Annotated in this window: 24 protein-coding genes; 18 read left to right on the forward strand and 6 right to left on the reverse strand. The window is 66.1% G+C overall.

The window, feature by feature from the left end; all coding sequences use genetic code 11:
• Positions 1 to 196: 196 nt before the first annotated feature.
• Positions 197 to 2821 (reverse strand): alanine--tRNA ligase, encoded by a 2625-nt coding sequence (gene alaS / locus AC3FJ6_RS02705; RefSeq protein WP_488770574.1) that lies wholly within the window; start codon positions 2819 to 2821, stop codon positions 197 to 199.
• Between the two features lie 251 nt (positions 2822 to 3072).
• Here alaS and AC3FJ6_RS02710 point away from each other — a divergent pair, with 251 nt between their 5' ends.
• The 3 genes from AC3FJ6_RS02710 (at position 3073) to AC3FJ6_RS02720 (ending at position 5924) form a co-directional block, all read left to right on the forward strand.
• Entirely contained in the window at positions 3073 to 4293 is a 1221-nt protein-coding gene (locus tag AC3FJ6_RS02710) for a CaiB/BaiF CoA transferase family protein (protein WP_488770575.1), read from the forward strand.
• A gap of 103 nt (positions 4294 to 4396) precedes the next feature.
• The gene (locus tag AC3FJ6_RS02715) at positions 4397 to 4852 is read left to right on the forward strand and encodes a DUF2214 family protein (protein WP_153945565.1); all 456 of its coding nucleotides are present in this window, start codon (positions 4397 to 4399) and stop codon (positions 4850 to 4852) included.
• Between the two features lie 73 nt (positions 4853 to 4925).
• Positions 4926 to 5924, forward strand: a complete 999-nt coding sequence (locus tag AC3FJ6_RS02720; protein ID WP_488770576.1) for a Bug family tripartite tricarboxylate transporter substrate binding protein — start codon at positions 4926 to 4928, stop codon at positions 5922 to 5924.
• Here the strand turns inward: AC3FJ6_RS02720 and AC3FJ6_RS02725 are convergent.
• Positions 5896 to 7704, reverse strand: coding sequence for a potassium/proton antiporter (locus AC3FJ6_RS02725; RefSeq protein ID WP_488770577.1), 1809 nt, complete (start codon positions 7702 to 7704; stop codon positions 5896 to 5898). The two genes, AC3FJ6_RS02720 and AC3FJ6_RS02725, sit on opposite strands and share 29 nt — an antisense overlap.
• Positions 7705 to 8062: 358 nt before the next feature.
• Between AC3FJ6_RS02725 and AC3FJ6_RS02730 the strand changes: the two genes are divergently transcribed.
• Positions 8063 to 8524: a tripartite tricarboxylate transporter TctB family protein gene (locus tag AC3FJ6_RS02730; protein WP_153945568.1), complete on the forward strand. Its 462-nt coding sequence runs from the start codon at positions 8063 to 8065 to the stop codon at positions 8522 to 8524.
• 13 nt (positions 8525 to 8537) lie between these two features.
• A complete protein-coding gene (locus tag AC3FJ6_RS02735) occupies positions 8538 to 10040 on the forward strand; it encodes a tripartite tricarboxylate transporter permease (RefSeq protein WP_153945569.1) in 1503 nt (500 codons plus the stop codon).
• Between the two features lie 126 nt (positions 10041 to 10166).
• Here the strand turns inward: AC3FJ6_RS02735 and AC3FJ6_RS02740 are convergent, their stop codons facing one another.
• Entirely contained in the window at positions 10167 to 11051 is an 885-nt protein-coding gene (locus AC3FJ6_RS02740) for a LysR family transcriptional regulator (protein ID WP_488770578.1), read from the reverse strand.
• A gap of 165 nt (positions 11052 to 11216) precedes the next feature.
• Between AC3FJ6_RS02740 and AC3FJ6_RS02745 the strand changes: the two genes are divergently transcribed.
• Both AC3FJ6_RS02745 and ggt read left to right on the forward strand, forming a co-directional pair.
• Entirely contained in the window at positions 11217 to 12194 is a 978-nt protein-coding gene (locus AC3FJ6_RS02745; RefSeq protein WP_488770579.1) for a Bug family tripartite tricarboxylate transporter substrate binding protein, read from the forward strand.
• Between the two features lie 74 nt (positions 12195 to 12268).
• The gene (ggt, locus tag AC3FJ6_RS02750) at positions 12269 to 13894 is read left to right on the forward strand and encodes a gamma-glutamyltransferase (protein ID WP_488770580.1); all 1626 of its coding nucleotides are present in this window, start codon (positions 12269 to 12271) and stop codon (positions 13892 to 13894) included.
• Between the two features lie 125 nt (positions 13895 to 14019).
• Here the strand turns inward: ggt and gltS are convergent, their stop codons facing one another.
• A complete protein-coding gene (gene gltS / locus AC3FJ6_RS02755) occupies positions 14020 to 15216 on the reverse strand; it encodes a sodium/glutamate symporter (protein ID WP_488770581.1) in 1197 nt (398 codons plus the stop codon).
• A gap of 183 nt (positions 15217 to 15399) precedes the next feature.
• On the opposite strand from gltS, the gene AC3FJ6_RS02760 reads away from it, so the two are divergent.
• Together AC3FJ6_RS02760 and AC3FJ6_RS02765 are read left to right on the forward strand one after the other, a co-directional pair.
• The gene (locus AC3FJ6_RS02760; protein ID WP_488770582.1) at positions 15400 to 16260 is read left to right on the forward strand and encodes a PhzF family phenazine biosynthesis protein; all 861 of its coding nucleotides are present in this window, start codon (positions 15400 to 15402) and stop codon (positions 16258 to 16260) included.
• An 80-nt stretch (positions 16261 to 16340) separates the two neighbouring features.
• Positions 16341 to 16958, forward strand: a complete 618-nt coding sequence (locus AC3FJ6_RS02765; RefSeq protein ID WP_488770583.1) for a pyridoxamine 5'-phosphate oxidase family protein — start codon at positions 16341 to 16343, stop codon at positions 16956 to 16958.
• Positions 16959 to 16977: 19 nt separating this feature from the next.
• On the opposite strand, the gene AC3FJ6_RS02770 is transcribed toward AC3FJ6_RS02765, so the two are convergent.
• Entirely contained in the window at positions 16978 to 18462 is a 1485-nt protein-coding gene (locus AC3FJ6_RS02770) for a CoA transferase (protein WP_488770584.1), read from the reverse strand.
• Positions 18463 to 18773: 311 nt separating this feature from the next.
• On the opposite strand from AC3FJ6_RS02770, the gene AC3FJ6_RS02775 reads away from it, so the two are divergent.
• The 7 genes from AC3FJ6_RS02775 to AC3FJ6_RS02805 all read left to right on the forward strand — a co-directional run bounded on the left by AC3FJ6_RS02775 (position 18774) and on the right by AC3FJ6_RS02805 (position 23434).
• On the forward strand, positions 18774 to 20522 hold the full coding sequence (locus AC3FJ6_RS02775) for a glutamine--tRNA ligase/YqeY domain fusion protein (protein WP_488770585.1): 1749 nt from the start codon (positions 18774 to 18776) through the stop codon (positions 20520 to 20522).
• Positions 20523 to 20524: 2 nt separating this feature from the next.
• Positions 20525 to 20755, forward strand: coding sequence for an RNA-binding S4 domain-containing protein (locus AC3FJ6_RS02780; protein ID WP_092594442.1), 231 nt, complete (start codon positions 20525 to 20527; stop codon positions 20753 to 20755).
• A 91-nt stretch (positions 20756 to 20846) separates the two neighbouring features.
• On the forward strand, positions 20847 to 21236 hold the full coding sequence (locus tag AC3FJ6_RS02785; protein ID WP_092594444.1) for an MAPEG family protein: 390 nt from the start codon (positions 20847 to 20849) through the stop codon (positions 21234 to 21236).
• Positions 21237 to 21246: 10 nt separating this feature from the next.
• Positions 21247 to 21864, forward strand: coding sequence for a YceI family protein (locus AC3FJ6_RS02790; RefSeq protein ID WP_488770586.1), 618 nt, complete (start codon positions 21247 to 21249; stop codon positions 21862 to 21864).
• A gap of 140 nt (positions 21865 to 22004) precedes the next feature.
• Positions 22005 to 22313 carry a hypothetical protein gene (locus AC3FJ6_RS02795; RefSeq protein ID WP_153945579.1) on the forward strand — a complete coding sequence of 103 codons (309 nt, stop codon included), beginning with the start codon at positions 22005 to 22007 and terminating at the stop codon, positions 22311 to 22313.
• A gap of 168 nt (positions 22314 to 22481) precedes the next feature.
• Positions 22482 to 23030 carry a YaeQ family protein gene (locus AC3FJ6_RS02800; RefSeq protein WP_488770587.1) on the forward strand — a complete coding sequence of 183 codons (549 nt, stop codon included), beginning with the start codon at positions 22482 to 22484 and terminating at the stop codon, positions 23028 to 23030.
• Between the two features lie 56 nt (positions 23031 to 23086).
• On the forward strand, positions 23087 to 23434 hold the full coding sequence (locus AC3FJ6_RS02805) for an FKBP-type peptidyl-prolyl cis-trans isomerase (protein WP_153945581.1): 348 nt from the start codon (positions 23087 to 23089) through the stop codon (positions 23432 to 23434).
• 67 nt (positions 23435 to 23501) lie between these two features.
• On the opposite strand, the gene AC3FJ6_RS02810 is transcribed toward AC3FJ6_RS02805, so the two are convergent.
• The gene (locus AC3FJ6_RS02810) at positions 23502 to 23822 is read right to left on the reverse strand and encodes a hypothetical protein (RefSeq protein ID WP_400392389.1); all 321 of its coding nucleotides are present in this window, start codon (positions 23820 to 23822) and stop codon (positions 23502 to 23504) included.
• Positions 23823 to 24021: 199 nt separating this feature from the next.
• Here AC3FJ6_RS02810 and AC3FJ6_RS02815 point away from each other — a divergent pair, with 199 nt between their 5' ends.
• Both AC3FJ6_RS02815 and AC3FJ6_RS02820 read left to right on the forward strand, forming a co-directional pair.
• Positions 24022 to 24819, forward strand: a complete 798-nt coding sequence (locus AC3FJ6_RS02815) for a gamma-glutamylcyclotransferase (RefSeq protein ID WP_488770588.1) — start codon at positions 24022 to 24024, stop codon at positions 24817 to 24819.
• 21 nt (positions 24820 to 24840) lie between these two features.
• Positions 24841 to 25644: an ankyrin repeat domain-containing protein gene (locus tag AC3FJ6_RS02820; protein WP_488770589.1), complete on the forward strand. Its 804-nt coding sequence runs from the start codon at positions 24841 to 24843 to the stop codon at positions 25642 to 25644.
• Positions 25645 to 25649: the final 5 nt, after the last annotated feature.

Raw genomic sequence — 25649 nt, forward strand, 5'->3', positions numbered from 1 at the left:
TCGTGAAACGCTTTATGGACGAAACGCCACGACGCTGGAAGATCATGTTTGCAATTCTGGCCATTTACTCGTGCTACGTGGCATATCTGATTTACTGGACGTTTTCTGTCGCATCCATGAAAAGCTAGGACATGCAGGCAAAAAAACGCCTGCTTTCGCAGGCGTTGTCTTCACGGCAGCTTCAGTGAGTCGGGCATCAGACCTTGGCGGACACCCATTCCGTCACGCCGGCCAGGGCCTTCGGCAGACCCGACGGGTCGGTGCCGCCGGCCTGGGCCATGTCGGGCCGGCCGCCACCCTTGCCGCCCACCTGCTGGGCGACGAAGTTGACGAGTTCGCCCGCCTTGACCTTCGACGTGGCGTCGGCAGTCACGCCCGCGATCAGGCTGACCTTGCCGTCGGCGACGGCGGCCAGCACGATGGCGGCGCTCTGGAGCTTGTCCTTGAGCTTGTCCATCGTTTCGCGCAGCGTCTTCACGTCGGCGCCTTCGAGCTGGGCTGCCAGCACCTTCAGGCCCTTGACGTCCACGGCCTGCGATGCGAGCTCATCACCCTGCGACGAAGCCAGCTTGCTCTTGAGCTTTTCCAGTTCCTTTTCCAGCGCGCGGACCTGGTCCTGCACCTGGGCGATACGCGGCACCAGTTCCGACGGCTGGGCGCGCAGCGCGGCGGCCGCCTCGTTCAGGCGGGCGTCGAGCGATTGCAGGTAGTGCAGCGCATTGTCGCCGGTGATGGCTTCCACACGGCGGATACCTGCGGCCACGCCGGCTTCCACGACGATCTTGAACAGGCCGATATCGCCGGTGCGCGTCACGTGGGTGCCGCCGCACAGTTCCTTGGACGTGCCGATCGACAGCACGCGCACGTCTTCGGCGTACTTCTCGCCGAACAGTGCCATGGCACCGCTCTTCACGGCGTCGTCGAACGGCATGACGGCGGCCACGGTCGGCGCGTTGGCCAGGATCTCGGCGTTGACGATTTCCTCGATCTGGCGGATCTGGTCGTCGGTCACCGGGGCGTTGTGCGAGAAGTCGAAACGCGTCTTGTCGGGATCGACCAGCGAGCCCTTCTGCTGCACGTGGGTGCCCAGCACTTCGCGCAGGGCCTTGTGCATCAGGTGGGTGGCCGAGTGGTTGCGCACGGTGCGCGCACGGCGCACGGCGTCCACCTGTGCCGCGACCTTGTCGCCGACCTTCAGCGCGCCGTTGGCCAGCGTGCCCTGGTGGCCGAACACGTCGGCCTGGATCTTGGTGGTATCGGCCACGGTGAACACGGCCGGGCCCGCCACCAGCGTGCCCTGGTCGCCCACCTGGCCGCCGGATTCGGCGTAGAACGGCGTGTTGTTCAGCACCACCACGCCAGTCTGGCCCGGCTGCATCGTATCGACGGAGGCGCCGTCGACATACAGCGCGGTCACGCTGACGCCTTCCATGCTCAGGGCGTCGTAGCCGTGGAACACGGTCTTGTCGCCCGTGTATTCCAGGCCCGCCGCCATCTTGAACTTGCCGGCGGCACGAGCCTGCTCGCGCTGGCGCGTCATCGCGGCGTCGAAGGCCGCCTCGTCAACGGTGATTTCCTGCTCGCGCGCCACGTCCTGCGTCAGGTCGAGCGGGAAGCCGAACGTATCGTGCAGCTTGAACGCCAGTTCGCCGTCCAGCACCTTGCCGCCCTTGGCCTTGAGATCGGCCACGGCGCCGTCCAGGATCGACATGCCGTTCTCGATCGTCTCGAAGAACCGCTCTTCCTCGGCCTTGAGAACTTCCACCACGCGGTTCTGGGCTTCGGCCAGTTCCGGATAGGCTTCGCCCATCTGCGCCACCAGGTCCGGTACCAGCTTGTGGAAGAACGGCGTCTTCTGGCCGAGCTTGTAGCCGTGACGGATCGCGCGGCGCACGATCCGGCGCAGCACATAGCCGCGGCCCTCGTTGCCCGGGATCACGCCGTCCACGATCAGGAACGAGCACGCGCGGATATGGTCGGCAATGACCTTCAGCGAATTCTGGTTCAGGTCGGCGGTATGCGTTTCACGGCCGGCGGCCTTGATCAGCGCCTGGAACAGGTCGATCTCGTAGTTGCTGTGCACGTGCTGCAGCACCGCGGCAATCCGCTCCAGGCCCATGCCGGTGTCCACGCACGGCTTGGGCAGGCGCGTCATGTTGCCCTGCTCGTCGCGGTTGAACTGCATGAACACCAGGTTCCAGATCTCGATGTAGCGGTCGCCGTCTTCCTCGGGCGATCCCGGCGGGCCGCCCCACACTTCCGGGCCGTGGTCATAGAAGATTTCCGAACACGGGCCGCATGGGCCGGTGTCGGCCATCTGCCAGAAGTTGTCCGACGCGTAGCGCGCGCCCTTGTTGTCGCCGATGCGCACAATGCGGTCGGTCGGCACGCCCACTTCCTTGGCCCAGATGTCGTAGGCCTCGTCGTCCTCGGCGTACACGGTCACCCACAGCTTGTCCGCCGGCAGCTGGTAGACCTTGGTCAGCAGTTCCCAGGCGTACTGAATGGCATCGCGCTTGAAATAGTCGCCGAACGAGAAATTGCCCAGCATTTCGAAGAACGTGTGGTGACGTGCGGTGTAACCCACATTTTCGAGGTCGTTGTGCTTGCCGCCGGCGCGAACCGAGCGTTGCGACGACGTGGCGCGCGAGTACGGACGCTTGTCGGTGCCCAGGAACACGTCCTTGAACTGCACCATGCCCGAATTGGTGAACAGCAGGGTCGGGTCGTTCGCCGGCACCAGGCTGGACGAGCGGACCACGGTATGGTCCTTCGACGCGTAGAACTGCAGGAACTTGCTGCGAATGTCAGAGACTTTCATGTTGTATCGGGCGCCTCGGCGCGTCGTGGCAGCACGCAGGCAGTCAGGTTGGATTTGCAAACCATTGATTATACGGGGAAGCCCCGTCCCGGGGCACTGGCGCGCCGTGCCCATGTCGGGCCCGGGCACGGCGCGGCACCGCCTGTCCGGTTATCGCCCACGGAACACGGGCTCGCGCCCCACCCCGGGGCATCGTGCCGGTTGGCCGGTGATAGAGTGCTGGCTCCTCAGAACTGCCAGCCGTCACCGCCATGGGAGCCTTAAGCCATCTCCGCGTCCTCGACCTGACCCGCGTGCTCGCCGGGCCCTGGTGCGCCCAGAATCTTGCCGATTTCGGCGCCGACGTGATCAAGATCGAGCGCCCCGGCGCAGGCGACGACACCCGCATCTGGGGCCCGCCCTGGCTCAAGACCCCCGATGGGCGCGACACGGCGGAGGCCGCCTACTACCTGGCCGCCAACCGCAACAAGCGGTCGGTGACCTGTGACATCAGCACGCCCGAAGGCCAGCAGCTGGTGCGCGACCTGGCCGCCCAGAGCGACGTGGTGCTGGAAAACTACAAGGTTGGCCAGCTGAAGAAGTATGGCCTCGATTACGAATCGCTCAAGGCCGTCAAGCCGGACATCATCTACTGCTCGGTCACCGGCTTCGGCCAGACCGGCCCGTACGCCCAGCGCCCCGGCTACGACTTCATCATCCAGGGCATGGGCGGCTTCATGAGCCTGACCGGCGAGCGCGACGACCTGCCCGGCGGCGGCCCGCAAAAGGCCGGCGTGGCGATTTCCGACCTGATGACCGGCCAGTACGCCACCATCGCCGTGCTGGCCGCACTGTCCCACCGCGACCGCACGGGCGAAGGCCAGTACATCGACATGGCCCTGCTGGACGTGCAGGTGTCGATGCTGGCCAACATGAATACCAACTACCTGGCCAGCGGCGTGGCCCCCAAGCGGTGGGGCAACGCGCACCCGAACATCGTCCCCTACCAGACCTTCCACGCCGCCGATGGCTGGATCATCGTCGCGGTGGGCAACGACGGCCAGTTCCGCAAGTTCGTGACCGCCGGCGGCCGCCCCGAGCTGGCCGACGACCCGCGCTTTGCCACCAACCCGCAGCGCGTGGCGCACCGCGACGCGCTGGTGCCGATCCTGGCCGAGATGGTGCTGCCGCGTACCCGCGAGCAGTGGATCCTGGACTTGGAGCGCGCCGGCGTGCCGTGCGGCCCGATCAACACGCTCGACGAGGTCTTCGACAACGAGCAGGTGGTGGCGCGCGGCCTGCGCGTGGACCTGCCCCACCCCACGGGCGGCACGGTCAGGCTGGTGGGCAGCCCGATGAAGATGAGCGCCACGCCGCCCGAGGCACTGCGCCATCCGCCGTTGCTCGGGGAGCACACCGATGTGGTGCTGGACGAGACACTCGGCTACAGTGCCGAACACATCGCCGCCCTGCGTGCCAAGGGTGTGGTCTGACGCGAAGCAGATCCGTCGGAAACTGACCAGACCTTGACCGCGCCTGCCTCTGGCGGGCGCACGGGCCGGTGATCATGACGTTTTTCCATCCTTAGGAGAATGCATGCTGACCGATGCCCTGCTCGCGTTCCTGCACTTCACGGCCATCTTCGTGCTGATCACGCTGATGGCCGCCGAAGCCGTGGTGCTGCGTCCGGACATGACACCGGCCGCCGTCCGCCGCCTGTCGATCTACGATTTCGTCTATTTCCTGTCGGCCATGGCAACGCTGGCCACCGGCCTGCTGCGCCTGTTCCATGGCGCCAAGGGCGTGGATTTCTATATCCACAACCCGTGGTTCCACGCCAAGATGACCGTGTTCGTGGTCATCGCGCTGTGCTCGTTGCCGCCGACCTTCGCCTTTGCCAGGTGGCGCAAGCAGGCAAAACATCTGCCAGACTTCGTACCGACGCCGTCGGAGATCAAGAAGGCCCGCCGTTGGGTGATGATCGAGGCGCATCTGGTGATCCTGCTGCCGCTGTGCGCGGTCATGATGGCGCGAGGCATCGGCATCCGCTAAGCGGCACGACCCACACCGCCGACGCGCAACGTACGCGGCGGCCCACAGATTCCCATCCTTTTCCACGTTTGACATGCTGAAGACCCTGCTCACGGCCGCGCTGGCCGTCACCACGGCGCTGGCCGTCCCGGCCCACGCCGCCCCGGCCAACTGGCCGACCAAGCCGATCCGCTTCGTGGTGCCCTACCCGGCCGGCGGCCCGCTGGACACCGTGGCACGCGCCATCGGCGAGAAGCTGCGCGACAGCCTGGGCCAGCCCGTGGTTGTGGAAAACAAACCCGGCGCCGGCGGCAACCTGGGGGCCGACTACGTGGCCAAGCAGCCGGCCGACGGCTACACGATCGTGATGGGCGCCGTGGCCACGCACGCGATCAACCCCACGCTGTTCACGAAGATGCCGTACGACCCGGTCAAGGATTTTGCCCCGGTCACGCTGGTGGCCGATGTGCCGAACGTGCTGGTGATGCACCCGGGCAAGGCCGCCGAACTGCATATCAACAACGTGCGCGACCTGGTGGAATACGCGCGCAACTACCCGGGCAAGCTCGACTACGCGTCGGGCGGCAATGGCAGCGCCGGCCACCTGTCGGGTGAGCTGTTCAAGAGCATGGCGCACGTCAGCATGGTCCACATTCCGTACAACGGGGCATCGCCCGCGCAGTTGTCGGTGCTGTCGGGCCAGACCGACCTGATCTTCGACAATCTCGCGTCGGCATCGGCCAACATCAAGGCCGGCAAGCTCAAGGCCTTCGCCGTGACCACGGCCAGCCGCGCCGCGTCGTTCCCGGAGCTGCCGACCATTGCCGAAGCCGGCAAGGGGCTTGGGCTGGAAGGCTTCGACATCTCCACGTGGTTTGGGGTCCTGGCGCCGGCGGGCACCCCACGCGATATCGTGGACCGCCTCAATCACGACATCGTCGCCATCCTGAAGACCGACGACATGAAGGCGCGGCTGGCCCGCATCGGTGCCCAGCCGGCGCCCACCACGCCCGAGCAGTTCGGCGCGCTGATCCAGCGTGAACTGAAGAAGTACGGCCAGGTGGTCAAGGTTTCCGGCGCGAAGGTCGACTGAGCGATCCGCGCGCCTTGTCGCGCATGCGCCAGAGGCGGCCCTTGCCGTCCCTGGCGTCTTCGGCCGCATTGCGCGGCAGCAGCAACCCTACCTGTGTGATGCGCGGCCCCTCCATACGCGTCACGGTCAGCCGCAAACCGGCGATCTCCACCGCATCGCCCTCCACCGGCGGCGACGGAAACACCGCCAGCATGCCTTCCTCCAGCGTCTGTTCCTGTTGGGCCGCCTGCAGCGGCCGCGTGGCGTAGAGTGCCGCCACGTCGGCCAGACGGGCCTGGCCGTCCAGCAGGAAATCATGGGCCACCTGATCCCACGACGGCGGCATGGCGGGCTTCAGGAACAGGCGCGACAGGCGCGGCATGGCCGGGCCAGGCGCCAGGATCGACACGATATCGCCCGCGCGCAGCACCACCTGGTCCAGCGGCACCAGCGCGCCTTCGCGGGCCACCGTCATCAGCCGGCTGCGTGACGGCAGTTCGATCTGGTCCGCGCGCAGGTCTTCCATCGACGAATTGGGGGCCACCACGAACTGCATGATTTCCATGCCCGGCGCGCGCACGCCGCGCAGGCGCTCGCGCGACAACGGTTCGTCATAGGCCGGCCGCAGCACACGCGCCAGCCGCGCCGCCAGCGCCACCGTGGTGCCCTGGCACAGCAGGCTGGCCAGCACCACGGCAAACGCCACCCGGAACAGCAGCCCGGCGTCCTCCATGCCCTGCAGCAGCGGGAACAGTGACAGCACGATCGGCACCGCGCCGCGCAGGCCGATCCAGGCCAGGAAACCCTTCTCGCGCGGACTGAACCGGAATGGCAGCAGCGAGACAAAAACCGCCACGGGCCGCGCCACGCACATCAGGAAGGCAGCCAGCGCCAGGGCCGGCACGGCGATATCCCAGATCCGGTGCGGTGTCACCAGCAAACCCAGCAACAGGAACATGGCCGATTGCGCCAGCCAGGCCATGCCGTCCATGGCACGCAGGACGTCCTCGCTGACGGCGCGGTCGCGGTTGCCGACCATCATCCCGACCAGATAGACGGCCAGAAAGCCGCTGCCGCCGAATGACTGGACGATGGCCCAGATCATGCAGCCGCCGGAGCAGATCAGGATGGCCTGCAATCCCTCGGCCACATTGACGCGCTCCATGACATTGGCCATGCAATAGCCCAGCCCGCCGCCCAGCAGGCCGCCCACCCCGAACTGCACCAGCAGCCGCAGGCCCAGCGCGCCGGGCGACAGGCCCTGCGGCGCGGTGATCCATTCGATCAGGGTCAGGGTCAGGAAGATGGCCATCGGGTCGTTGATGCCCGATTCGATCTCGAGCACGCTGGCCACGCGGTCCTTGAGCCGGATGCCGCTGCTGTTGAGCAGCGAGAACACCGCGGCCGCGTCGGTGGACCCGACGATGGCGCCCAGCAGCAGCCCGAGCTTCCAGTCGATTCCCAGCATCCATGTTGCAAACAATCCCACCAGCACGGCGGTCAGCACCACGCCCACCGTGGCCAGCGACAGCGACGGCTTCAGCGCCACGCGGAACGTGGCAAAGCGCGTGCGCAGCCCGCCGTCGAGCAGGATCACGGCCAGCGCGATATTGCCGACCAGGAAGCTGAGCCAGGTATTGGAAAACCGGATGCCGCCCGGGCCGTCCACCCCGGCGGCCATGCCCACACCCAGGAACACCAGCAGGAACGGCACCCCGAAACGGGCCGAGAACACCCCGAGCAGGATGCCCAGCGTCATCACCAGGGCGCCGATCAGGATGGCATGGTCGATGGCTTCCAAGCGGGCCTCCTGTCGTCGTTATTTTTGGGGGGATGTCAGGCCATGCGAAAGCTCTCAATCCAGCTTTCGATCATAGGTCGCCGCGCCCCGCCAGTCTGTCCGTTTCCGTCCGGCGCAGCACCCCTCGCCTGCGCCCTCCATCGGCATATTCCCTGCACTTTTCCTTGCGTCGTCAACGACTTACCGAACGCTTTCAGACGTCTGCGTAGGGACATACCCTGAGGTTGCCACTTTATGCAGACATATGAAAGGTAGCTGAAAGGATGCGCTTTTACCTTCCACCCTGCCGCGATCGGGGTAGCCCTTGTCGCGACGTTTTTCAAGCAGTCAAAGCTGTGTCATATCGAGGAGAATCATTTTGCGCATACGTAGCCAAAAGGACTTTGCCTCCGGCCTGATGTTCATCCTGGTCGGATTGGGCTTTTCCTTCGTCGCCCGTGGCTATTCCATGGGAACAGCCGCCAAGATGGGACCGGGATACTTCCCGTTCTGGCTCGGCATCGTGCTCGCCCTGCTGGGCGCGCTGGTACTGTGGGGCTCGCTGTCTTCCAGGATGGAAGAAGATCAACTGGCGCGCTGGGACCTGAAGATCCTGCTGTGGATCCTGGGCTCGGTGGTGCTGTTCGGCCTGCTGCTCAAGCCGCTGGGCATGGTGCTGTCCGTGGTGGTACTGGTGCTGGTCTCCTCGATGGCCAGTCATGAATTCAGCTGGAAGGGTGCTGTCCTCAACGCGATCGTGCTGGTGCTGATCAGCATGGGCGCGTTCGTGTACGGCATCAACCTGCAGATGCCGGTGTGGCCGGCTTTCCTGGCAAGCTAAGGAGCCCGCCCTCATGGAACTGTTAGCCAACCTCGGACTGGGCTTCTCGACCGCCCTGTCCTTCCAGAACATCGCCTACGCGTTCCTGGGCTGCGTGCTCGGGACGCTGATCGGCGTGCTGCCGGGCCTGGGCCCGCTGGCCACCATCGCGATGCTGCTGCCCGTGACCTACACGCTGCCCCCGGTGGCCGCGCTGATCATGCTGGCCGGTATCTACTACGGTGCCCAGTACGGCGGCTCGACCACCGCCATCCTGGTCAACCTGCCCGGTGAATCGTCGTCGGTGGTGACCACCATCGATGGCTACCAGATGGCACGGCGCGGCCGCGCCGGCGTGGCGCTGGCCACAGCCGGTATCGGTTCGTTCTTCGCCGGCTGCGTGGCCACGCTGATCCTGGCGGCTTTCGCGGCGCCGCTGTCGGAACTGGCGTTCAAGTTCGGCCCCGCCGAGTACTTCTCGCTGATGGTGCTGGGCCTGATCGGTGCCGTGGTGCTGGCGTCGGGCTCGCTGGTCAAGGCGATTTCGATGATCGTGCTGGGCCTGCTGCTGGGCCTGGTCGGGACGGACGTGAACTCGGGCGCGGCGCGCTTCTCGTTCGACGTGCCCGAGCTGACCGACGGCCTGAACTTCGTGTCGGTGGCCATGGGTGTGTTCGGCTTCGCGGAAATCATCGCGAACCTGGAACAGAAGGAAGCCCGCGAGACCTTCACCGATCACGTGACCAACCTGTTCCCGACCAAGGAAGACTTCAAGCGCATGATCCCTGCCGTGCTGCGTGGCACGGCCCTGGGTTCGGCGCTGGGTATCCTGCCGGGTGGCGGTGCGGCACTGGCTTCGTTTGCAGCCTACTCGCTGGAAAAGAAGACCTCGAAGTACGCACACGAATTCGGCAAGGGCGCCATCGAAGGCGTGGCAGGTCCGGAATCGGCCAACAACGCCGCGGCACAGACGTCGTTCATCCCGCTGCTGACGCTGGGTATCCCGCCGAACGCCGTGATGGCGCTGATGGTGGGTGCGATGACGATCCACAACATCCAGCCGGGCCCGCAGGTCATGACCAGCAACCCGGCGCTGTTCTGGGGCCTGATCGCGTCGATGTGGCTGGGCAACCTGATCCTGATCGTCCTGAACCTGCCGATGATCGGTATCTGGGTGAAGCTGCTGAAGGTGCCGTACCGTTACCTGTACCCGGCCATCCTGACGTTCTGCTGCATCGGCGTGTACTCGGTCCAGAACACCACGTTCGACGTGTTCCAGACCGCGGCCTTCGGCATCATCGGCTACCTGTTCATCAAGCTGCGCTGCGAACCGGCACCGCTGCTGCTGGGCTTCGTGCTGGGACCGATGATGGAAGAAAACTTCCGCCGCTCGTTGCTGCTGTCGCGTGGTGACTTCAGCGTGTTCGTGACGCGTCCGCTGTCGCTGGGCCTGCTGATCGCCGCGGCGGTCCTGGTGGCGATCGTGGCCATGCCGTCGATCAAGGCGAAGCGCGAAGAAGCGTTCCAGGAAGAGTAAGGACGTTTCCCCTCGCTGCATGAAACAAGGGCGCCCCTGTGGCGCCCTTTGTCTTTTGGCGGGTCTTTCCTGCCGGGGTCTTTCCCGCCTTTCTTTGGCGTTCCTTGGGGCGCTGGCGCCCGGCCCTCAGTCGCCGAACAGGGCTGCGCAGGCGGTGCGGATGGCCTCGGTGACGTGCACGCGGCCGTGATCGCGCCGCTCCAGCATGCCGATGGTGCGCACGGTGGGATCGCCGCCGGCCCGCAACGGCAGGATGCGCAGCGCGCGGTCGTCGCGCCAGCGGGCACGCTTGAGCAGCGGCACCACTGTCACGCCCACTTCCTGCCGGACCAGTTCCACCAGCGCCTCGATCGAGTTCAGTTCCAGATATTCGTTGGTGCGAAGGTGGGCGCGGCGCAACGCGCGTTCCACCAGCGCGCCGGTGCGCTGGCTACGGTCGAAGCGCAGGAACGGGTTGGCAGCGAGTGCTTGCCGTGCATCGTCGCCCTGACTGCCACGTGCCGCAATCGCCACAAGCGGTTCGTCATACAGCGGGGTCCAGTGCAGCGTGCCGGCCAGGCGTGCCGAGCCCTCCACCACAAAGGCGGCGTCGAGCTCTCCGCTTTCCACCATGGCCGCCAGTTCGAACGACTTGGCGCCGATCAGCCTGACATCGAGCGCCGGATAGGTCCGCTTCATCTGCGCCACCACGTGCGACAGCCCGCCCATTACGGAAACCACCGCGCCCACCGCCACCGCCCCGGCCATCGCCTCGGTGTCGGCCAGCGGCACGCGCATGTCGTCGTAGAGCGCCAGCAGCCGGCGCGCCTGGGGCAGCAGCGCCCGGCCATCGGCATTGAGCACGGCCACCCGGCCGCTGCGGTCGAACAGGGCGCGACGCAACTCTTCCTCCAGCGACCGCATCTGGAGGCTGACTGCCGCCTGCGTCACCGCCACCTGGCCGGCGGCGGCGGCAAACGACCCGTGTTCGGCCACGGCGACGAAGGTTCTCAGAAAGCGGATCGTGCTCATTGCTGGTGCATCTTTCGGGGCGCGCGCCGGAGGGCGGCCATCCTCAAGAATTTCTTGTCAATCAAGCAAGGAATATTAACTTTCATTGTGGAGGCGGGCGCGGAATAATTTGTGTTTTCCTGCCGCAGTTCCACGTCGCACCCATCCGTCCCGGAGACGCAACACATGAAATCCTGGCTACGCCATTTTGGCATCGGCCTTGCCACGAGCCTGACCCTTGCTGCCGCCCCGTCGCATGCCGACACCTTTCCCAGCAAGCCGATCCGCCTAATCGTGCCGTTTCCGGCCAGCGGTGCCACTGACCTGCTGGCACGCGCCATCGCCCAGAAGGTAGGCCAGAACCTGGGCCAGCAGATCGTGGTCGACAACCGGCCCGGCGCCGGCGGCGCCATCGGTTCTGACATGGCCGCCAAGGCCGCGCCGGACGGCTACACGATCCTGATCGCCACCACCAGCACACATTCGATCGGGCCGTACATCAATACGCACCTGCCGTACAACACCGAAACGGACTTCACGCCGATTGGCCAGGTGGCCACCGCCACCAACGTGCTGGTGGTGCCCAACCAGCTGCCGGTCAAGAACGTCAAGGAACTGATCGACTACGCCAGGAAGCATCCGGGCGAGCTGAACTATGCGTCGAGCGGCAATGGCACCGTGGTCCACCTGACCGCCGAGGCCTTCAAGGCGCAGGCCGGCGTGTTCATCACGCACATCCCGTATCGCGGCACCGCGCTGGCCGTGCCCGACCTGATCTCGAACAAGGTGCAGGTGCTGTTCGACAGCATCGTGTCCGGCATGCCGCACGTGAAGGACGGCAAGCTCAAGGCACTGGCCGTGACCAGCCTGAAACGTTCGCCGTTGGCGCCGGACCTGCCTACCGTCAGCGAATCGGGCCTGCCGGGCTTTGAATCGGATACCTGGTTCGGCATCTATGGTCCCAAGGGCCTGCCGCCCGAGATCGTCAGCCGCCTGAATGCCGAGTTCAACAAGGCCATTCAGTCGCAGGACGTCAAGGACCGTCTGGCCAAGCTGGGCGCCGAACCGATTGGCGGCACGCCGGCCCAGTTCGCCGCGATGGTGAAGAAGGACAGCGCACGCTGGGGCAAGCTGATCAAGGATCGCAAGATCCAGGTCGACTAAGCACAAGCAGGACAAGCGGGCGACAATGGCGTCGCCCTGCCGAGCACGACAACCAGGCAGCAAAGAGAGACACCATGCAGAACTTCAACTGGACCAATCCCTATCCCACCGTGCGCATTCCGCTGTTCGCGCGCAACGTGGTATCGACCTCGCACCCGCTGGCCGCACAGGCCGGCCTGCGCATGCTGCTCAAGGGCGGCAATGCCGTGGATGCCGCCATCGCCGCTGCCGCAGCCATCACGCTGGTGGAGCCGGTGTCGTGCGGGCTGGGCAGCGATGCCTTTGCGATCCTCTGGGATGGCAAGGAACTGCATGGCCTGAACGCGTCGGGCGTGGCCCCGAAGGCCTGGAGCCCCGAATACTTCAAGAACAAGTACGGGGTGGACGGCAACGGACTGGCCAACCGGCCGATCCGCGGCTGGGATTCGGTGACCGTGCCCGGCGTGATCGCCGGCTGGGCCGCGCTGCACGAGCGATTCGGCAAGCTGCCGTTCGAGGACCTCATGGAGCCCGCCATCGAGATCGCCGAACGCGGCTACGCCGTGCCGCCGGTGGTGGCGCACAAGTGGGCCGCCGCCGTACCGGACCTCAAGAGCCAGCCCGGCTTTGCCGACACGTTCATGCCCAACGGCCGCGCGCCGCACGTGGGCGAAAAGTTCGTGTTCAGGAATGCCGCCGAGACGCTGCGCAAGATCGGCGCCACAAAGGGCCGCGCCTACTACGAAGGCGAGATCGCCGAGAAGATCGCCGCGTTCAGCAAGGAATGCGGCGCCGCGATGACGCTGGACGACCTGCGGAACTATCGCCCCGAATGGGTCAAGCCGATCAGCAAGTCGTATCGCGGCTACGACGTCCATGAGATTCCGCCCAATGGCCAGGGCATTGCCGCGCTGATGGCGCTGGGCATCCTGGACCAGTTCGACCTGGGCGCGCTGCCCGTGGATTCGGTCGATTCGCAGCACCTGCAGATCGAGGCGATGAAGCTGGCCTTTGCCGATCTGTACCGCTATGTGGCCGACCCGCGCAGCATGGAGGTCACCCCCGAACAGATGCTGGACGATGCATACCTGAAGTCGCGCGCCAAGCTGATCGACATGCAGCGTGCCACGCATTTCAACTTCGGCATGCCGCGCACGGGCGGCACGATCTACCTGACCGCCGCCGACGAGAACGGCATGATGATCTCGTTCATCCAGTCGAACTACATGGGCTTCGGGTCGGGCGTGGTGGTACCGGGCACCGGTATCAGCCTGCAAAATCGTGGCGTGGGCTTCTCGATGGACCCCAAGTCGGCCAATGTGGTGGAAGGCGGCAAGCGCCCGTTCCACACGATCATCCCGGCGTTCCTGACCAAGGACGGCCAGCCCGTGATGAGCTTCGGCGTGATGGGCGGCGACATGCAGCCCCAGGGCCATTTGCAGACCGTCGTGCGCATGCTCGACTACAACCAGCAGCCGCAGGCCGCTTGCTGCGCGCCGCGCTGGAAGGTCAACCGCGACTTCACGCTGGACGTTGAAGGCACCATGGACCCGAACACCGTGGCCGGCCTGAAGGACCGCGGCCACAAGCTCAAGTCGGTGGAAGACCCGTATATGGACTTCGGCTCGGGCCAGTTCATCTGGCGCCTGTCGGAAGACGCCGAGCAAGGCTACGTGGCCGCCAGCGACAGCCGCCGCGACGGCCAGGCCGTGGGCTTCTGACGCAACACCACTGGACGTATCGATATCGTAGTACCGCAGTGGGTAACACCGTAGTGGATGTCCTGCGAGGCGCCACGGAACCATCCGTGGCGCCTTTTTTATGCCGCAGCGGTATCCGTGCGGCGTCAGTAGATCGGCAGGCTCAGGAACAGCTTGATGACCACGGCGTTGACGATATCGATGAAGAAGGCACCTACCATCGGCACAATCAGGAAGGCCAGGTGCGACGGGCCGTAGCGGTCCGTGATGGCCTGCATGTTGGCGATGGCCGTGGGCGTGGCCCCGAGGCCGAAGCCGCAATGGCCGGCGGCCAGCACGGCGGCATCGTAGTTGCGGCCCATGACCCGGAAGGTAACGAAGATCGCATAGGCGGCCATGGCGCCGGTCTGCACCAGCAGGATCAGCAGCATCGGCAGCGCCAGCGAGGCCAGCTCCCACAAGCGCAGGCTCATCAGCGCCATCGCCAGGAACATCGACAGGCTCACGTTGCCCAGCACCGACAGCGCGCGATCGAAGACCGTGTACCAGCCCAGCAGCGCGAGCCCGTTGCGCAGCAGCACCCCGACGAACAGCACCCAGACAAAGGTCGGCAGTTCCAGCCAGCTGCCCTTGAACACGTCGCCCAGCGCCTGCCCCGCGGTCAGGCAGACCAGGATCAGCGCCAGGGTCTCGATCAGCGCCGATGCCGTGATCGGCCGCACCGCCTGGGGATTCTCGAAGTTGAGCACGCGGTCATCGCCGGCACCCACGCCCGGCTTGGTCACATTGCGCAGCAGGTAGCGCGCCACCGGGCCGCCAATCAGGCCGCCCAGCACCAGGCCGAACGTGGCGCACGCCATGCCAAGCTCCATGGCGTACGACATGCCGAACTGCTCGACAAACGTCTTGCCCCAGGCCGCGCTGGTGCCGTGACCGCCCGACAGCGCGATCGACCCGGCCAGCAGGCCGGTGGCCGGATGCAGGCCCAGCGCGCTGGCCAGCCCGACGCCGATCGCGTCCTGGATCACCAGCAAGCCCGCCACCGCGACCAGGAAGATGCCGATCGACTTGCCGCCCTGCTTCAGGCTGGCAAGATTGGCGCTCAGGCCAAGCGTGGCAAAGAAGGCGAGCATCAGCGGCGTCTGCGCGGTGGTGTCGAACTTCACCTGCACGTCCGCGGTAAAGCGGGCCAGGGCCAGGCATAGCGCCACGACCAGTCCGCCCACGACCGGCTCGGGAATGTTGAAGGTGCGTAGCGGCGTTGTGACGTGCAGCAGCTTGCGTCCGACCAGCAGCACCAGCGATGCCGCGACGAGCGTTTCGTAGTTGTTGAGTTCCAGCATGGCGAGCAACCAAAAAACCTCAATTCTTGGCGCCCCGCCTGCTCTCGCCAATCGCATTCCGCTTAAAGTGCGAAGCGGATGCCAAGCGCAACTGTTCCGTTGCACTTGCATGAAACTGTGCATGGCTTCGGCGCATCGCTTCCCTACACTATGTGGTTTCCCATCCACGCCCGCGAAACGCCCATGGCCACCTACGCATACCGAATCGTCAATGTCTTTGCCGAATCCACTTTTGGCGGCAATCCCCTGTGTGTGTTCGAGGATGCGCGCGGCATGGACGATGCCACCATGCAGGCCCTGGCCCTGCAGTTCAACCTGTCCGAGACGACGTTCGTCCTGCCGTCCGACAAGGCCAACGCGGCCGTCCGCATCTTTACGCCCGGCTACGAGATGCGCTTTGCCGGCCATCCCACGCTGGGCACCGCCCACGTGGTGCGCGATCTGGCCCAGACCGGCAACGCGCTGTCGCTGGAGTTCAAGGCCGGAGTCGTTCCCGTGACCGCCGTGGCGGACCGCTGGACGCTGACCGCCCCGCACCAGGGGGCGCCCAGGACGGCGCCGGCCGGCCTGCCCGATGCCGAGATGGCATCGCTGCTGGGCCTGCAGGCCGACGACCTGGCCGGCGCGCCGATCTGGGTCGATACGGGCGCCGACCAGCTGTTGGTGCCGCTGAAGACGCCCGACGCCGTGCGCCGCGCCCAGCCCGACAGCAGCCGCCTGGACCGCTGGCCGCAAAGCAGCCTGGGCCGCAAGACTGCCTACGTGTTTGCCTTCGATCCCGAACAGCCGGGCAAGGTGCTGGTGCGCTATTTCTTCACCAAGCAGGGCGGGGGCGTGGCGGAAGATCCGGGTACCGGCTCGGCATGTGCGAACCTGGGGGGCTGGCTGGTGGCCACCGGTCATGCGCTGCCGGCCCGCTATGAAGTCGATCAGGGTGAATTCGTCGATCGACGATGCCGGCTGGACCTTGCCGTGACCGCCGAAGGCACAATCCGCGTGGGCGGCCGCGTGATCGAACTGGGTCGCGGCACAGTCAGCATCTGACCGCACAGACCATCGAACCTTGGGGGATGTGCGTCATACTGGCGCCTTCCTCTCCACGCCCACCCTTCGCGAGCTGTCCCATGCCATCGCACGACATCACTACGCTGGCCGACCTCGAGGCGCTCTACGCCGAGCCCGGCGCCGCCTCGTTGGCCAAGGAAGTCGACTACCTGCATCCGCACTATCGCGCGTTCGTCGAAGCCTCGCCGTTCTGCCTGCTTTCCACGATGAACAAACAGGGCGGCGACTGCTCGCCGCGCGGCGATGCGCCCGGTTTCGTGCAGGTGCTGGACGACCGCACGCTGCTGCTGCCCGACCGGCGCGGCAACAATCGCATCGACAGTCTGCGTAATATCCTGGCCGACCCGCGCGTGGGGCTGCTGTTCCTGGTGCCCGGCGTCAATGAAACGCTACGCATCAGCGGCACCGCTACCGTTTCGACGGACCCGGACCTGATCGCCCGCTGCATGATGCAGGACAAGGCGCCCACCACGGTACTGGTGATCCGCATCCACTCAGTATTCTTTCAGTGCGCGCGCGCCCTGCTGCGCTCGCGCCTGTGGCTGGCCGAGGCGCAGGTGCCACGCGAGGCGCTGCCCAGCACCGGCACCATGCTGGCCACGCTGAGCCAGAACGCGATCGATGGCGCCGCCTACGACCGCGATCTGCCCGACCGCGTACGCACCACGCTGTATTAGGCCCCGGCCCGCCGGGCGATTAACGCGGGAGCCACGCCGCCGCGTGCGTGCCCAGCGGCACCGACGGCAACGCCCAGTGGGCGGGCGTCTCCGACAGGTGCGCCGCGTGGCGCACCACGGTCAGTTCGCCGAAGCCCGACTCTTCCACTTCGAGCAGATCGGAAATTTCGTCGATATGCTGGTCCGGCACCGCCGCGCCACCCGGCACGCGCCCGAGGCTGCGCAGCCACTGCCCCACCTGCGCCAGCGATACGCGCACGTGCCAGCTGCCCCCTTCCACCGCGCGCCGATGCAGCGCCACCATTGCGCCGAACGCCAGCAGATAGCCTGAGGCGTGGTCCAGCACCTGCGCCGGCAGCGGCTTTGGCTCCGCGCTGCCGGCCGCCTGCGCTTCGTCGGTATTGATGCCGGTGGCGGTCTGCACCAGCGAATCGAAGCCCCGCTTGCCCGACCATGGCCCCACATGGCCGTAGGCGGACAGCGACACGTAGACGATGCCAGGGCGGGCCCGCGCCGCCGCCTCGGGTCCGGCGCCCAGTTCCGCCAGTCCGTTGGGACGGTAGCCCTGCACCACCACATCGGCACCGTGGAACAGCTTGTGCAGCGTGCGCTTGTCGTCGGCATCGCGCAGGTCAAGCTGGCATGACCGTTTGCCCCGGCCCGTATCGATCACCAGCGAGGGCATCGACGGCAGGTGCGCGGCCGTCACCAGCAGCACGTCGGCCCCATGCGCGGCCAGCGTGCGGCCAGCGACCGGCCCCGCGATGATGCGCGTGAAGTCCAGCACCCGGACACCGCTCAACGGCCGTGCATCGACATTGATCTCGGCATGGGGCCCGAACGCTGGCAGCGGTTCCGGCGGCGCATCGCCGATCTTTTCGATGATCACCGGCGGCAGCCCCTGCAGTGCCTGGGCCTGCGGATGCCGCAGCCATTCGTCGAGCGAGCGCATGGCCGACACGACCATGCCGGCGTCCGATGCGACCGTCTCGAAATCCTCGGCCTTCCACCCCGACAGCGCCGCCCGTACGGCGTCCTTGTCATACGCGCATTTGAGTATTTTCAGAACGCCGTCGCGATGGTGGGGAAAATTCGTATGCAGGCGCACCCATCGGCCGTCCCCCGCCGGATACAGGCCGGCGATCTTGTCCCAGAGCTCGGGCGCCGGCCCGCCGTTGACACGCAGGTAGCGTTCGCTACGGAACTCCGCCAGCGCATGGCGCATATCGACCGACACATCCTGCCAGCGGCCGGTGCGGTGGGCCCAGATCGCGGCCGCCGCCAGCGCCGACGCGCCCAGGCTGGCCTGCGCGGCGGTGCCGATGGCGAAACTGGACGGCAGAATGGGATCCTGGCCGGTCAGCGTGACATGGGACAGCGCTTCGGGCGGCATGGCGGCGGCGCTCCACAGCGCGGCAAGCACGTCGGCGGGTGCCTGGTGGACGGCGGCGCGGCCGGGGCCGGCGGCGTCGGGGGGGTTCGTGGCGGAACTGGCGGCATTCATGGCATGTATTCCTGCGGCGGGAATGGAGACGGCATGCGACGATGACGTCGCACGGAGCATGCGCGAGGCGGGTACGCAGAGCCGTACCGTGCCGTGGATTCTGCACCACTTTGGCCCGTTGCGCCGTGAGACGAATCCGAATTTCGTGACGCACCGCCGGGTTGCGCCGCAGGCACGGTAAAATCGCCCCATTCGCCGGACTTTCCTCGCCATTCCAGCGCACCCAATCCAGGAACACCAGGAACGCGGCCGGGTCGATCCAGACCGGGCCGGTCCACCAGTTATCGAGCCGCAGGTGATGCGGCGCCAACATGAGCCACGACAACAAGCCTACCGACACGCCAGCCGCCTCCAACTTCCTGCGGAGCATCATCGACCAGGACCTCGCCGCCGGCACGTACGGCGGCCGCACGGACAAGCAGGGCGAGCCGCTGCCGACCGTCATCACGCGCTTTCCGCCGGAGCCGAACGGCTACCTGCACATCGGCCACGCCAAGAGCATTTGCGTGAACTTCGGCCTGGCCCGCGACTATGCCGGCCGCTGCCACCTGCGCTTCGACGACACGAACCCGGTCAAGGAAGACACCGAATACGTCGATTCGATCATCGACGCGGTGCACTGGCTCGGGTTCTCATGGGATGCCAGGCAGCCCGGCGGCGAGCCGCATCTTTACTACGCGAGCGACTACTTCGACCGCCTGTACCAGTTCGCCGAGACCCTGATCGAGCGTGGCGTGGCCTATGTGGACAGCCAGAGCGCCGAACAGATTGCCGCCAGCCGCGGCAATTTCTCGGAGCCCGGCAAGCCGTCGCCGTTCCGCGACCGCTCCGTCGAGGAAAACCTGAAGCTGTTCCGCGAGATGCGCGACGGCAAGTACGGTGACGGCGAGCACGTGCTGCGCGCGAAGATCGACATGGCGGCGCCGAACATCGTGATGCGCGACCCGGTGCTCTATCGCATCCGCCATGCCCATCACCACCGGACCGGCGACAAGTGGTGCATCTATCCGATGTACGACTTCACGCACTGCATCTCGGACGCGATCGAGAACATCACGCACTCGCTGTGCACGCTCGAATTCGAGAACAACCGCCCGCTTTATGACTGGGTGCTGGAACACCTGCGCGATGCCGGCGTCTTCGCCAGCCCGCTGCCGCACCAGTACGAATTCGCCCGCCTGAACCTGACGTATGCGATCACCAGCAAGCGCAAGCTCAAGCAGCTGGTGGACGAAAAGCGCGTGGACGGCTGGGACGACCCGCGCATGCCGACCATCGTCGGGATGCGACGCCGCGGCTATACGCCGGAATCGATCCAGCTGTTCTGCGACCGCATCGGCGTGTCGAAGGCCGACAGCTGGATTGACATGAGCACGCTGGAAGGCGCCGTGCGCGACGACCTCGATGCCCGTGCCCCGCGCAGCGTGGGCGTGCTGGACCCGGTCAAGCTGATTCTGGACAACTATCCCGAGGGCCAGAGCGAGGAATGCTCGGCGCCGGTGCACCCGAAGCTGCCGGAAATGGGCCGCCGCGTGTTCCCGCTGTCGCGCGAGCTGTGGATCGAGCGCGACGACTTCACCGAGACCCCGCCGAAGGGCTATTTCCGCCTGTTCCCGGGCAACAAGGTGCGCCTGCGCTACGGCTACGTGATCGAATGCACAGGCGTGGACAAGGACGCCGACGGCAACGTGGTCGCCGTGCATGCGAACTACCTGCCGGAAACCAAGAGCGGCACGCCGGGCGCGGACAGCGTCAAGGTCAAGGGCAACATTCACTGGGTCAGCGCGGCGCATGCCTGCCCGGCCGAAGTGCGCCTGTACGACCGCCTGTTCAACGACCCGAATCCCGATGCCGGCGGCAAGAATTTCCTCGATGCGCTGAACCCGGACTCGAAGAAGGTAGTGACCGCCTACCTGGAACCGGGCCTGCGCGACGCCAAGCCGGAAGAACGCTTCCAGTTCGAGCGTCACGGCTATTTCGTTGCGGACCGTACCGATTCGCAGCCCGGCAAGCCAGTGTTCAACCGCACGGTTGGCCTCAAGGACAGCTGGGGCAAGTGAGCATGGCACAGACGATTACGTTTCCGCTCGAGGGCGAGTTCATTGCCCTGAATGACCTGCTCAAGGTGGCTGGCGTCTGCGACAGCGGTGGCGCCGGCAAGGCGCTGGTCGCGGCTGGCGAGGTCTCGGTGGACGGTACGCCGGAGTCGCGCAAGACTGCCAAGATCCGCGCCGGCCAGGTGGTGGGCGTTGGCGGCGCTGACGGCGTTCGCATCAAGGTCGTCGCCGCCTGAACCCGCCTTGGGGCGCTCCACGGCCCCGGCACAAATGGAAAGGAGGCGGCGGCTCATGCCGCCTCCGCACCGAAACACGCAAGGAGTGTTCATGCCGATCGCGTTCTGGTGTGTATTGCTGGCAGGCCTGATGCCAGTGCTGACTGTCTCCATCGCCAAGGCCGGCAGTCGTGCCGGCACTTTCGATAACCACGACCCGCGCGCGTGGCTGGAAAGGCAAAGCGGCCGCGCCCGCCGCGCGGACATGGCGCACCGCAATCATTTCGAAGCGTTTCCGTTCTTTGCCGCGGCGGTCTTCACGGCCACGCATCTGGCGGCGCCCCAGGCCCGCATCAACGAACTGGCCATGGTGTTCATCGTGGTCCGGATCCTCTACACGATCTGCTACCTGACCGATCGCGCCACGCTGCGGACGCTATGCTGGACGATTGGCTATCTGACGGTGATCGGCATTTTCCTGCTTCCCGTGTTCGTTCACTGAGCCCACGGCCATGCCGACGCGACACCCTTCCCGTATTTCGCGCGCCCCGCTGGCCGCCCTTGCCACGCTCGCGGCCCTGACGGGCACGCCAGCCCTGGCGGCGCCCACGCAGTACACCGTCGATCCCACACACACCAGCGTCTATTTCGGCGTCAGCCACTTCGATCGCACCAGCGTGCGCGGCCGGTTCGGCAAGATCGATGGGCGTGTGATCTACGACCCGGCCACGGGTGCGGGATCGATCGACTTCACGGTGGACACCGATTCGGTCGACAGCGGCAACCGCAGTCTCGACGGTGTGCTGCGCTCGGCCCAGTTTCTTGACGCCCAGACGTTTCCGGTGGCCCGGCTCCAGGCCAGCCAGTTTGTAACGGAAGGCGGCAAGCTGGTTGCCGTGGAAGGCATGTTCACCCTCCATGGCGTAGCCCAGCCCATCAGGCTAGAGGCGGACCGCTTCAGTTGCGGCCAGACCGCCCTGTTCGGCATCCGGCGCGATGTGTGCGGTGGTGATTTTCGCGCCACATTCTCTCGAAGCGCCTTCGGCATGACGCGTTTCCTGCCCGATGTTGGCGATAGCGTCACATTGCAGATTTCGGTGGAAGCCATGCCGGCGGGGTCCGCGCCATAATTAAGAAAAAAGCGAGGCCGTGCGTTGCGATGACGGCCCAACGTCACCTTTTGGGACAAAATCTTCAGTAAAATCAGCGCCTTGCCTATTCCCATCCTGCCGCGTTTCGCCTAAGCAAACCCGGCTATCCGCGAGTCAAGATGAGCCTCATCTCCCTCAACGACGTCGTTTCGGCGTCGCTGGCTGCTGCCGGTGCGTGCCTGGCATGCAGCTTTCCTGCCGATTTCCTCCGTCGCTTTCCGCTGTGGGCCTTCAAGACCTACGGCCGGGCCGCCCTGCTGCTGCCGCTGCTGACCGGCATGGTCGGCATCCTGCTGACGCGCCTGATTGTGGAAGGCAAGATCAACAGCGATGGCGGCCTGGCCCTGGTTGCCGCGGCGGCGTTCCTGGGGCTGGTGCTGGTATCGGCCATGCTGCGCTTCTGGCTGGGCGAATACCGCAAGTCCTGAAGACCGGCCCGGCCGGCCTTGCCGGGCCGGGTTGCTTCCCCCCGCAGTCTGAGCGGGCCGGCGCACATACCCGCGCCGGTTTTCCATCGCGCCGCCGCGCGGATCACGTATGATTCCGCCTTTCGCGTGCCCGGCACCGTTGCCGGCGCGCGCCGCATTTCCGACCCCATGGCGCTCAAATCCACGATTTTCAAGGCCGAACTGTCCGTCTCGGACATGGACCGGCCGTACTACGGCAGTCATACGCTGACCATTGCGCAGCATCCGTCCGAGAACGATGCCCGCATGATGGTCCGCCTGCTGGCCTTTGCCTGCGAAGCCACCGAAACCATGGCGTTCACGCGTGGCCTGGACGAACCCGACGAACCGGACCTCTGGGACAAGTCCCTCACGGGCGACATCCTCCACTGGATCGACCTGGGCCAGTCCGACGAAACCCGCCTGAAGCGCGCCGCTGCGCGCGCCGACCACGTTACCGTCTATACCTATCAGAGCGCCAGCGCCCGCGAATGGTGGAAGGGCATGGCCGGCAAGGCCAGCAAGCTGCGCAACGTGACCGTCTACAATGTGCCGTCCGAAGCCGTGGACGCGCTGGCACAGATGGCCCAGCGTGCCATGCGCCTGTCCGTGACCATCCAGGACGGCGACATCTGGGTCAGCGACGACGATCACAACGTGCAGCTGACGCGCGACGTGCTCCAGCGCGCCGACGACTGATCACACAGGCGGCCGTCGGTTCTATTTCCCGCCACACAGAAAAAAGGAAAATCGCGATGCATACCAATCCCTCCGGCCTGCAATACGAAGACACCATCGTCGGCTCGGGCGACGAAGCCACGGCTGGCAAGCACGTGACCGTGCATTACACCGGCTGGCTCTACGAAAACGGCCAACCGGGCCGCAAGTTCGATTCGAGCAAGGACCGCAATGACCCGTTCGTCTTCCCGCTGGGCGCCGGCCACGTGATCCGTGGCTGGGACGAAGGCGTGCAAGGCATGAAGGTCGGCGGCACGCGCCGCCTGGTGATCCCGGCCGATCTGGGCTACGGCGCGCGCGGCGCCGGCGGCGTGATTCCGCCGAACGCCACCCTGCTGTTCGAAGTGGAACTGCTGTCGGTCTGATTCCGGCGCACACAGCAAAAAACGGACGCCTCGGCGTCCGTTTTTGTTGATGCGGGGCCCTAAACGGTCAGAAACCGATGGCGGCGTTGCCCACGTCGATACGCACCTTGTCGCGATCCAGCAGGCGGCCGGCATGGCGGGCAAAGTCCTGCGCCCAGTCGGCGTTGCCGGCAAACCGGCTCTCGCCGGAGAACTTCGCGACATTAAGGATCTTGTCGATCACAAGCACCTTGCCCACGGGGCTCGATGCCTGGCAGTCCAGCTCGGCATATTCGCGGTCGAACCAGCGCCAGGCGGCATCCTCGGTGACCGCCGCCAGCTCGTTGTCGCCCAGCGTGAATTCAAATTCCTTGCCGCTGCCAAATACCACGGTCAGGGTGTGCGCCATGTGCGGTTTCTCCGAGATTCGCCGAGCGTTGAACGACAGTTGCCTGCGTTAGGGCCCCTATTGTAGTGACATGGTCCACGATCCGGCCAATCGATCGGGCAGCCGCCCCCCTCACGACCGTTGCCTGCTGCACACACCTTGCACCAGATGTGTGGTTTGCTTGCGACGCATCAATGCGCTTTGGATTATTCTTTCAGCCATGGCCATTACAAGACAGGACCTCGAAGCAAACAGGCTGCGCACGACGCTGTGCAGCACGCCGGTCGCGTCTTCGCTGTTGCCCGAGGCCGATGTGGAGCGATCGCTGCGCCAGACGCTGGCCAGCCGCCCCGACACCCCCGGACTGGACGGCGACGTCTGGGTCTTCGGCTACGGATCGCTGATCTGGAACCCGATGGTGGTCCATACCGAAAGCCGCCTGGCCACCGTGCATGGCTACCACCGCGGCTTCTACCTGTATTCCAAAATCAATCGCGGCACCTGGGACAACCCCGGGCTGGTGCTCGGGCTGGACCGCGGCGGCTGCTGCACGGGCATGGTGTTCCGCATCCCCCGCCACGTCGTCGAGCAGGAATTCCGCGTGCTGTGGCGCCGCGAGATGATGACCGGCGCCTATCACCCGCGCTGGCTGCGCGTGAAGCTGGACGCCGACCCTGACGCGCCCGAACAGCGGGCGCTCGCTTTCGTGATGAATCGCGAACATGCCGGCTACGCCGGCCGGCTGCCCGATGCGCGCGTCGTGGACTGCCTGCGCCACGCCTGCGGCCTGTACGGGCCAGCCCGCGAATATCTGCACCAGACCCTGCTGGGGCTGGCCACGCATGGCGTGGACGACCCCTACCTGGGCCGGCTCTGGCGCCAGCTGCAGGAAAGCGACGCTGCCGAAGCCGCCAGCGACGCCTGTGCCGTCACCACGCCGGCAGGAATTTCGGCCTCTGCGGCGACCTGCCCCGAGGACGCCGTGGCTGCCACGGCCCATCCCCACGAAACCGTCTGACCGAAGCCACTGCCGCCCATCATGACGCGCTCCCAGACCCGCCCCCGCCGCCAGGCACTCGCTGAAATGCTAGGGCTGATGGGATTGCTGATGGGTGGCGGACTGCTGGCGGGTCAAGGTGGCCAGACGCTGGCGCGCTCGATCGGCGGGCTGCGCGACGCATCGTCGCCGTCGGCACCAGCGCCGTATCCGCCCCCATCCCACCCGGCGGCACGCGGTGAAGGCACGTCCGCGCTCGACCGCAACCTGATCACGGCAGCCAGCATTGGCGATCTCGATCTGGTCAACCGGCTGCTCAAGGCCGGCGCGTCGCTCCATGCCGTGGACGAACGCGGCCGCTCCGCGCTGCTGGCAGCGGTGTACAACCGCCGGGGCGACGTGGCCCGCGCGCTGATCATGGCCGGCGCCGACGTGAACCAGAAGGACGGCGAATCCAACAGCGCCTTCCTGCTGGCGGCCGCGACCAACCAGATCGATGTGGTGCGCCTGTCGCTGTCGCATGGCGCCGACACCCGCAGCACCGACCGCTACGACGGCACGGCCCTGATTGCGGCCTGCCAGCATGGCAATGTCGAGGTCGTAAAACTGCTATTGAAGGCAGGCGTGCCGGTGGATCGCATCAACCAGCTTGGTTGGACGGCGCTGCTGGAAGCCATCATCCTCGGCGACGGCAGCGCCCGCTATGAAGAGATCGTGCAATTGCTGCTCGATGCGGGCGCCGATGCCAACCTGGCCGACCGGGAGGGCATCACGCCGTCGCGCCATGCACGCGAGCGCGGCTACAAGACGATGGTCAAGATGCTGATGCGGGCCAGGGGGCATTGACTGGC

The sequence above is a fragment of the Cupriavidus sp. 94F1 genome (assembly GCF_057798875.1).

Coding starts and splice junctions, on each gene's coding strand:
- alaS (WP_488770574.1), bottom strand. CDS start 2,821: ATGAAAGTCTCTGACATTCGCAGCAAGTTCCTGCAGTTCTACGCGTCG.
- AC3FJ6_RS02710 (WP_488770575.1), top strand. CDS start 3,073: ATGGGAGCCTTAAGCCATCTCCGCGTCCTCGACCTGACCCGCGTGCTC.
- AC3FJ6_RS02715 (WP_153945565.1), top strand. CDS start 4,397: ATGCTGACCGATGCCCTGCTCGCGTTCCTGCACTTCACGGCCATCTTC.
- AC3FJ6_RS02720 (WP_488770576.1), top strand. CDS start 4,926: ATGCTGAAGACCCTGCTCACGGCCGCGCTGGCCGTCACCACGGCGCTG.
- AC3FJ6_RS02735 (WP_153945569.1), top strand. CDS start 8,538: ATGGAACTGTTAGCCAACCTCGGACTGGGCTTCTCGACCGCCCTGTCC.
- AC3FJ6_RS02740 (WP_488770578.1), bottom strand. CDS start 11,051: ATGAGCACGATCCGCTTTCTGAGAACCTTCGTCGCCGTGGCCGAACAC.
- AC3FJ6_RS02745 (WP_488770579.1), top strand. CDS start 11,217: ATGAAATCCTGGCTACGCCATTTTGGCATCGGCCTTGCCACGAGCCTG.
- ggt (WP_488770580.1), top strand. CDS start 12,269: ATGCAGAACTTCAACTGGACCAATCCCTATCCCACCGTGCGCATTCCG.
- gltS (WP_488770581.1), bottom strand. CDS start 15,216: ATGCTGGAACTCAACAACTACGAAACGCTCGTCGCGGCATCGCTGGTG.
- AC3FJ6_RS02760 (WP_488770582.1), top strand. CDS start 15,400: ATGGCCACCTACGCATACCGAATCGTCAATGTCTTTGCCGAATCCACT.
- AC3FJ6_RS02765 (WP_488770583.1), top strand. CDS start 16,341: ATGCCATCGCACGACATCACTACGCTGGCCGACCTCGAGGCGCTCTAC.
- AC3FJ6_RS02770 (WP_488770584.1), bottom strand. CDS start 18,462: ATGAATGCCGCCAGTTCCGCCACGAACCCCCCCGACGCCGCCGGCCCC.
- AC3FJ6_RS02775 (WP_488770585.1), top strand. CDS start 18,774: ATGAGCCACGACAACAAGCCTACCGACACGCCAGCCGCCTCCAACTTC.
- AC3FJ6_RS02780 (WP_092594442.1), top strand. CDS start 20,525: ATGGCACAGACGATTACGTTTCCGCTCGAGGGCGAGTTCATTGCCCTG.
- AC3FJ6_RS02785 (WP_092594444.1), top strand. CDS start 20,847: ATGCCGATCGCGTTCTGGTGTGTATTGCTGGCAGGCCTGATGCCAGTG.
- AC3FJ6_RS02790 (WP_488770586.1), top strand. CDS start 21,247: ATGCCGACGCGACACCCTTCCCGTATTTCGCGCGCCCCGCTGGCCGCC.
- AC3FJ6_RS02795 (WP_153945579.1), top strand. CDS start 22,005: ATGAGCCTCATCTCCCTCAACGACGTCGTTTCGGCGTCGCTGGCTGCT.
- AC3FJ6_RS02800 (WP_488770587.1), top strand. CDS start 22,482: ATGGCGCTCAAATCCACGATTTTCAAGGCCGAACTGTCCGTCTCGGAC.
- AC3FJ6_RS02805 (WP_153945581.1), top strand. CDS start 23,087: ATGCATACCAATCCCTCCGGCCTGCAATACGAAGACACCATCGTCGGC.
- AC3FJ6_RS02810 (WP_400392389.1), bottom strand. CDS start 23,822: ATGGCGCACACCCTGACCGTGGTATTTGGCAGCGGCAAGGAATTTGAA.
- AC3FJ6_RS02815 (WP_488770588.1), top strand. CDS start 24,022: ATGGCCATTACAAGACAGGACCTCGAAGCAAACAGGCTGCGCACGACG.
- AC3FJ6_RS02820 (WP_488770589.1), top strand. CDS start 24,841: ATGACGCGCTCCCAGACCCGCCCCCGCCGCCAGGCACTCGCTGAAATG.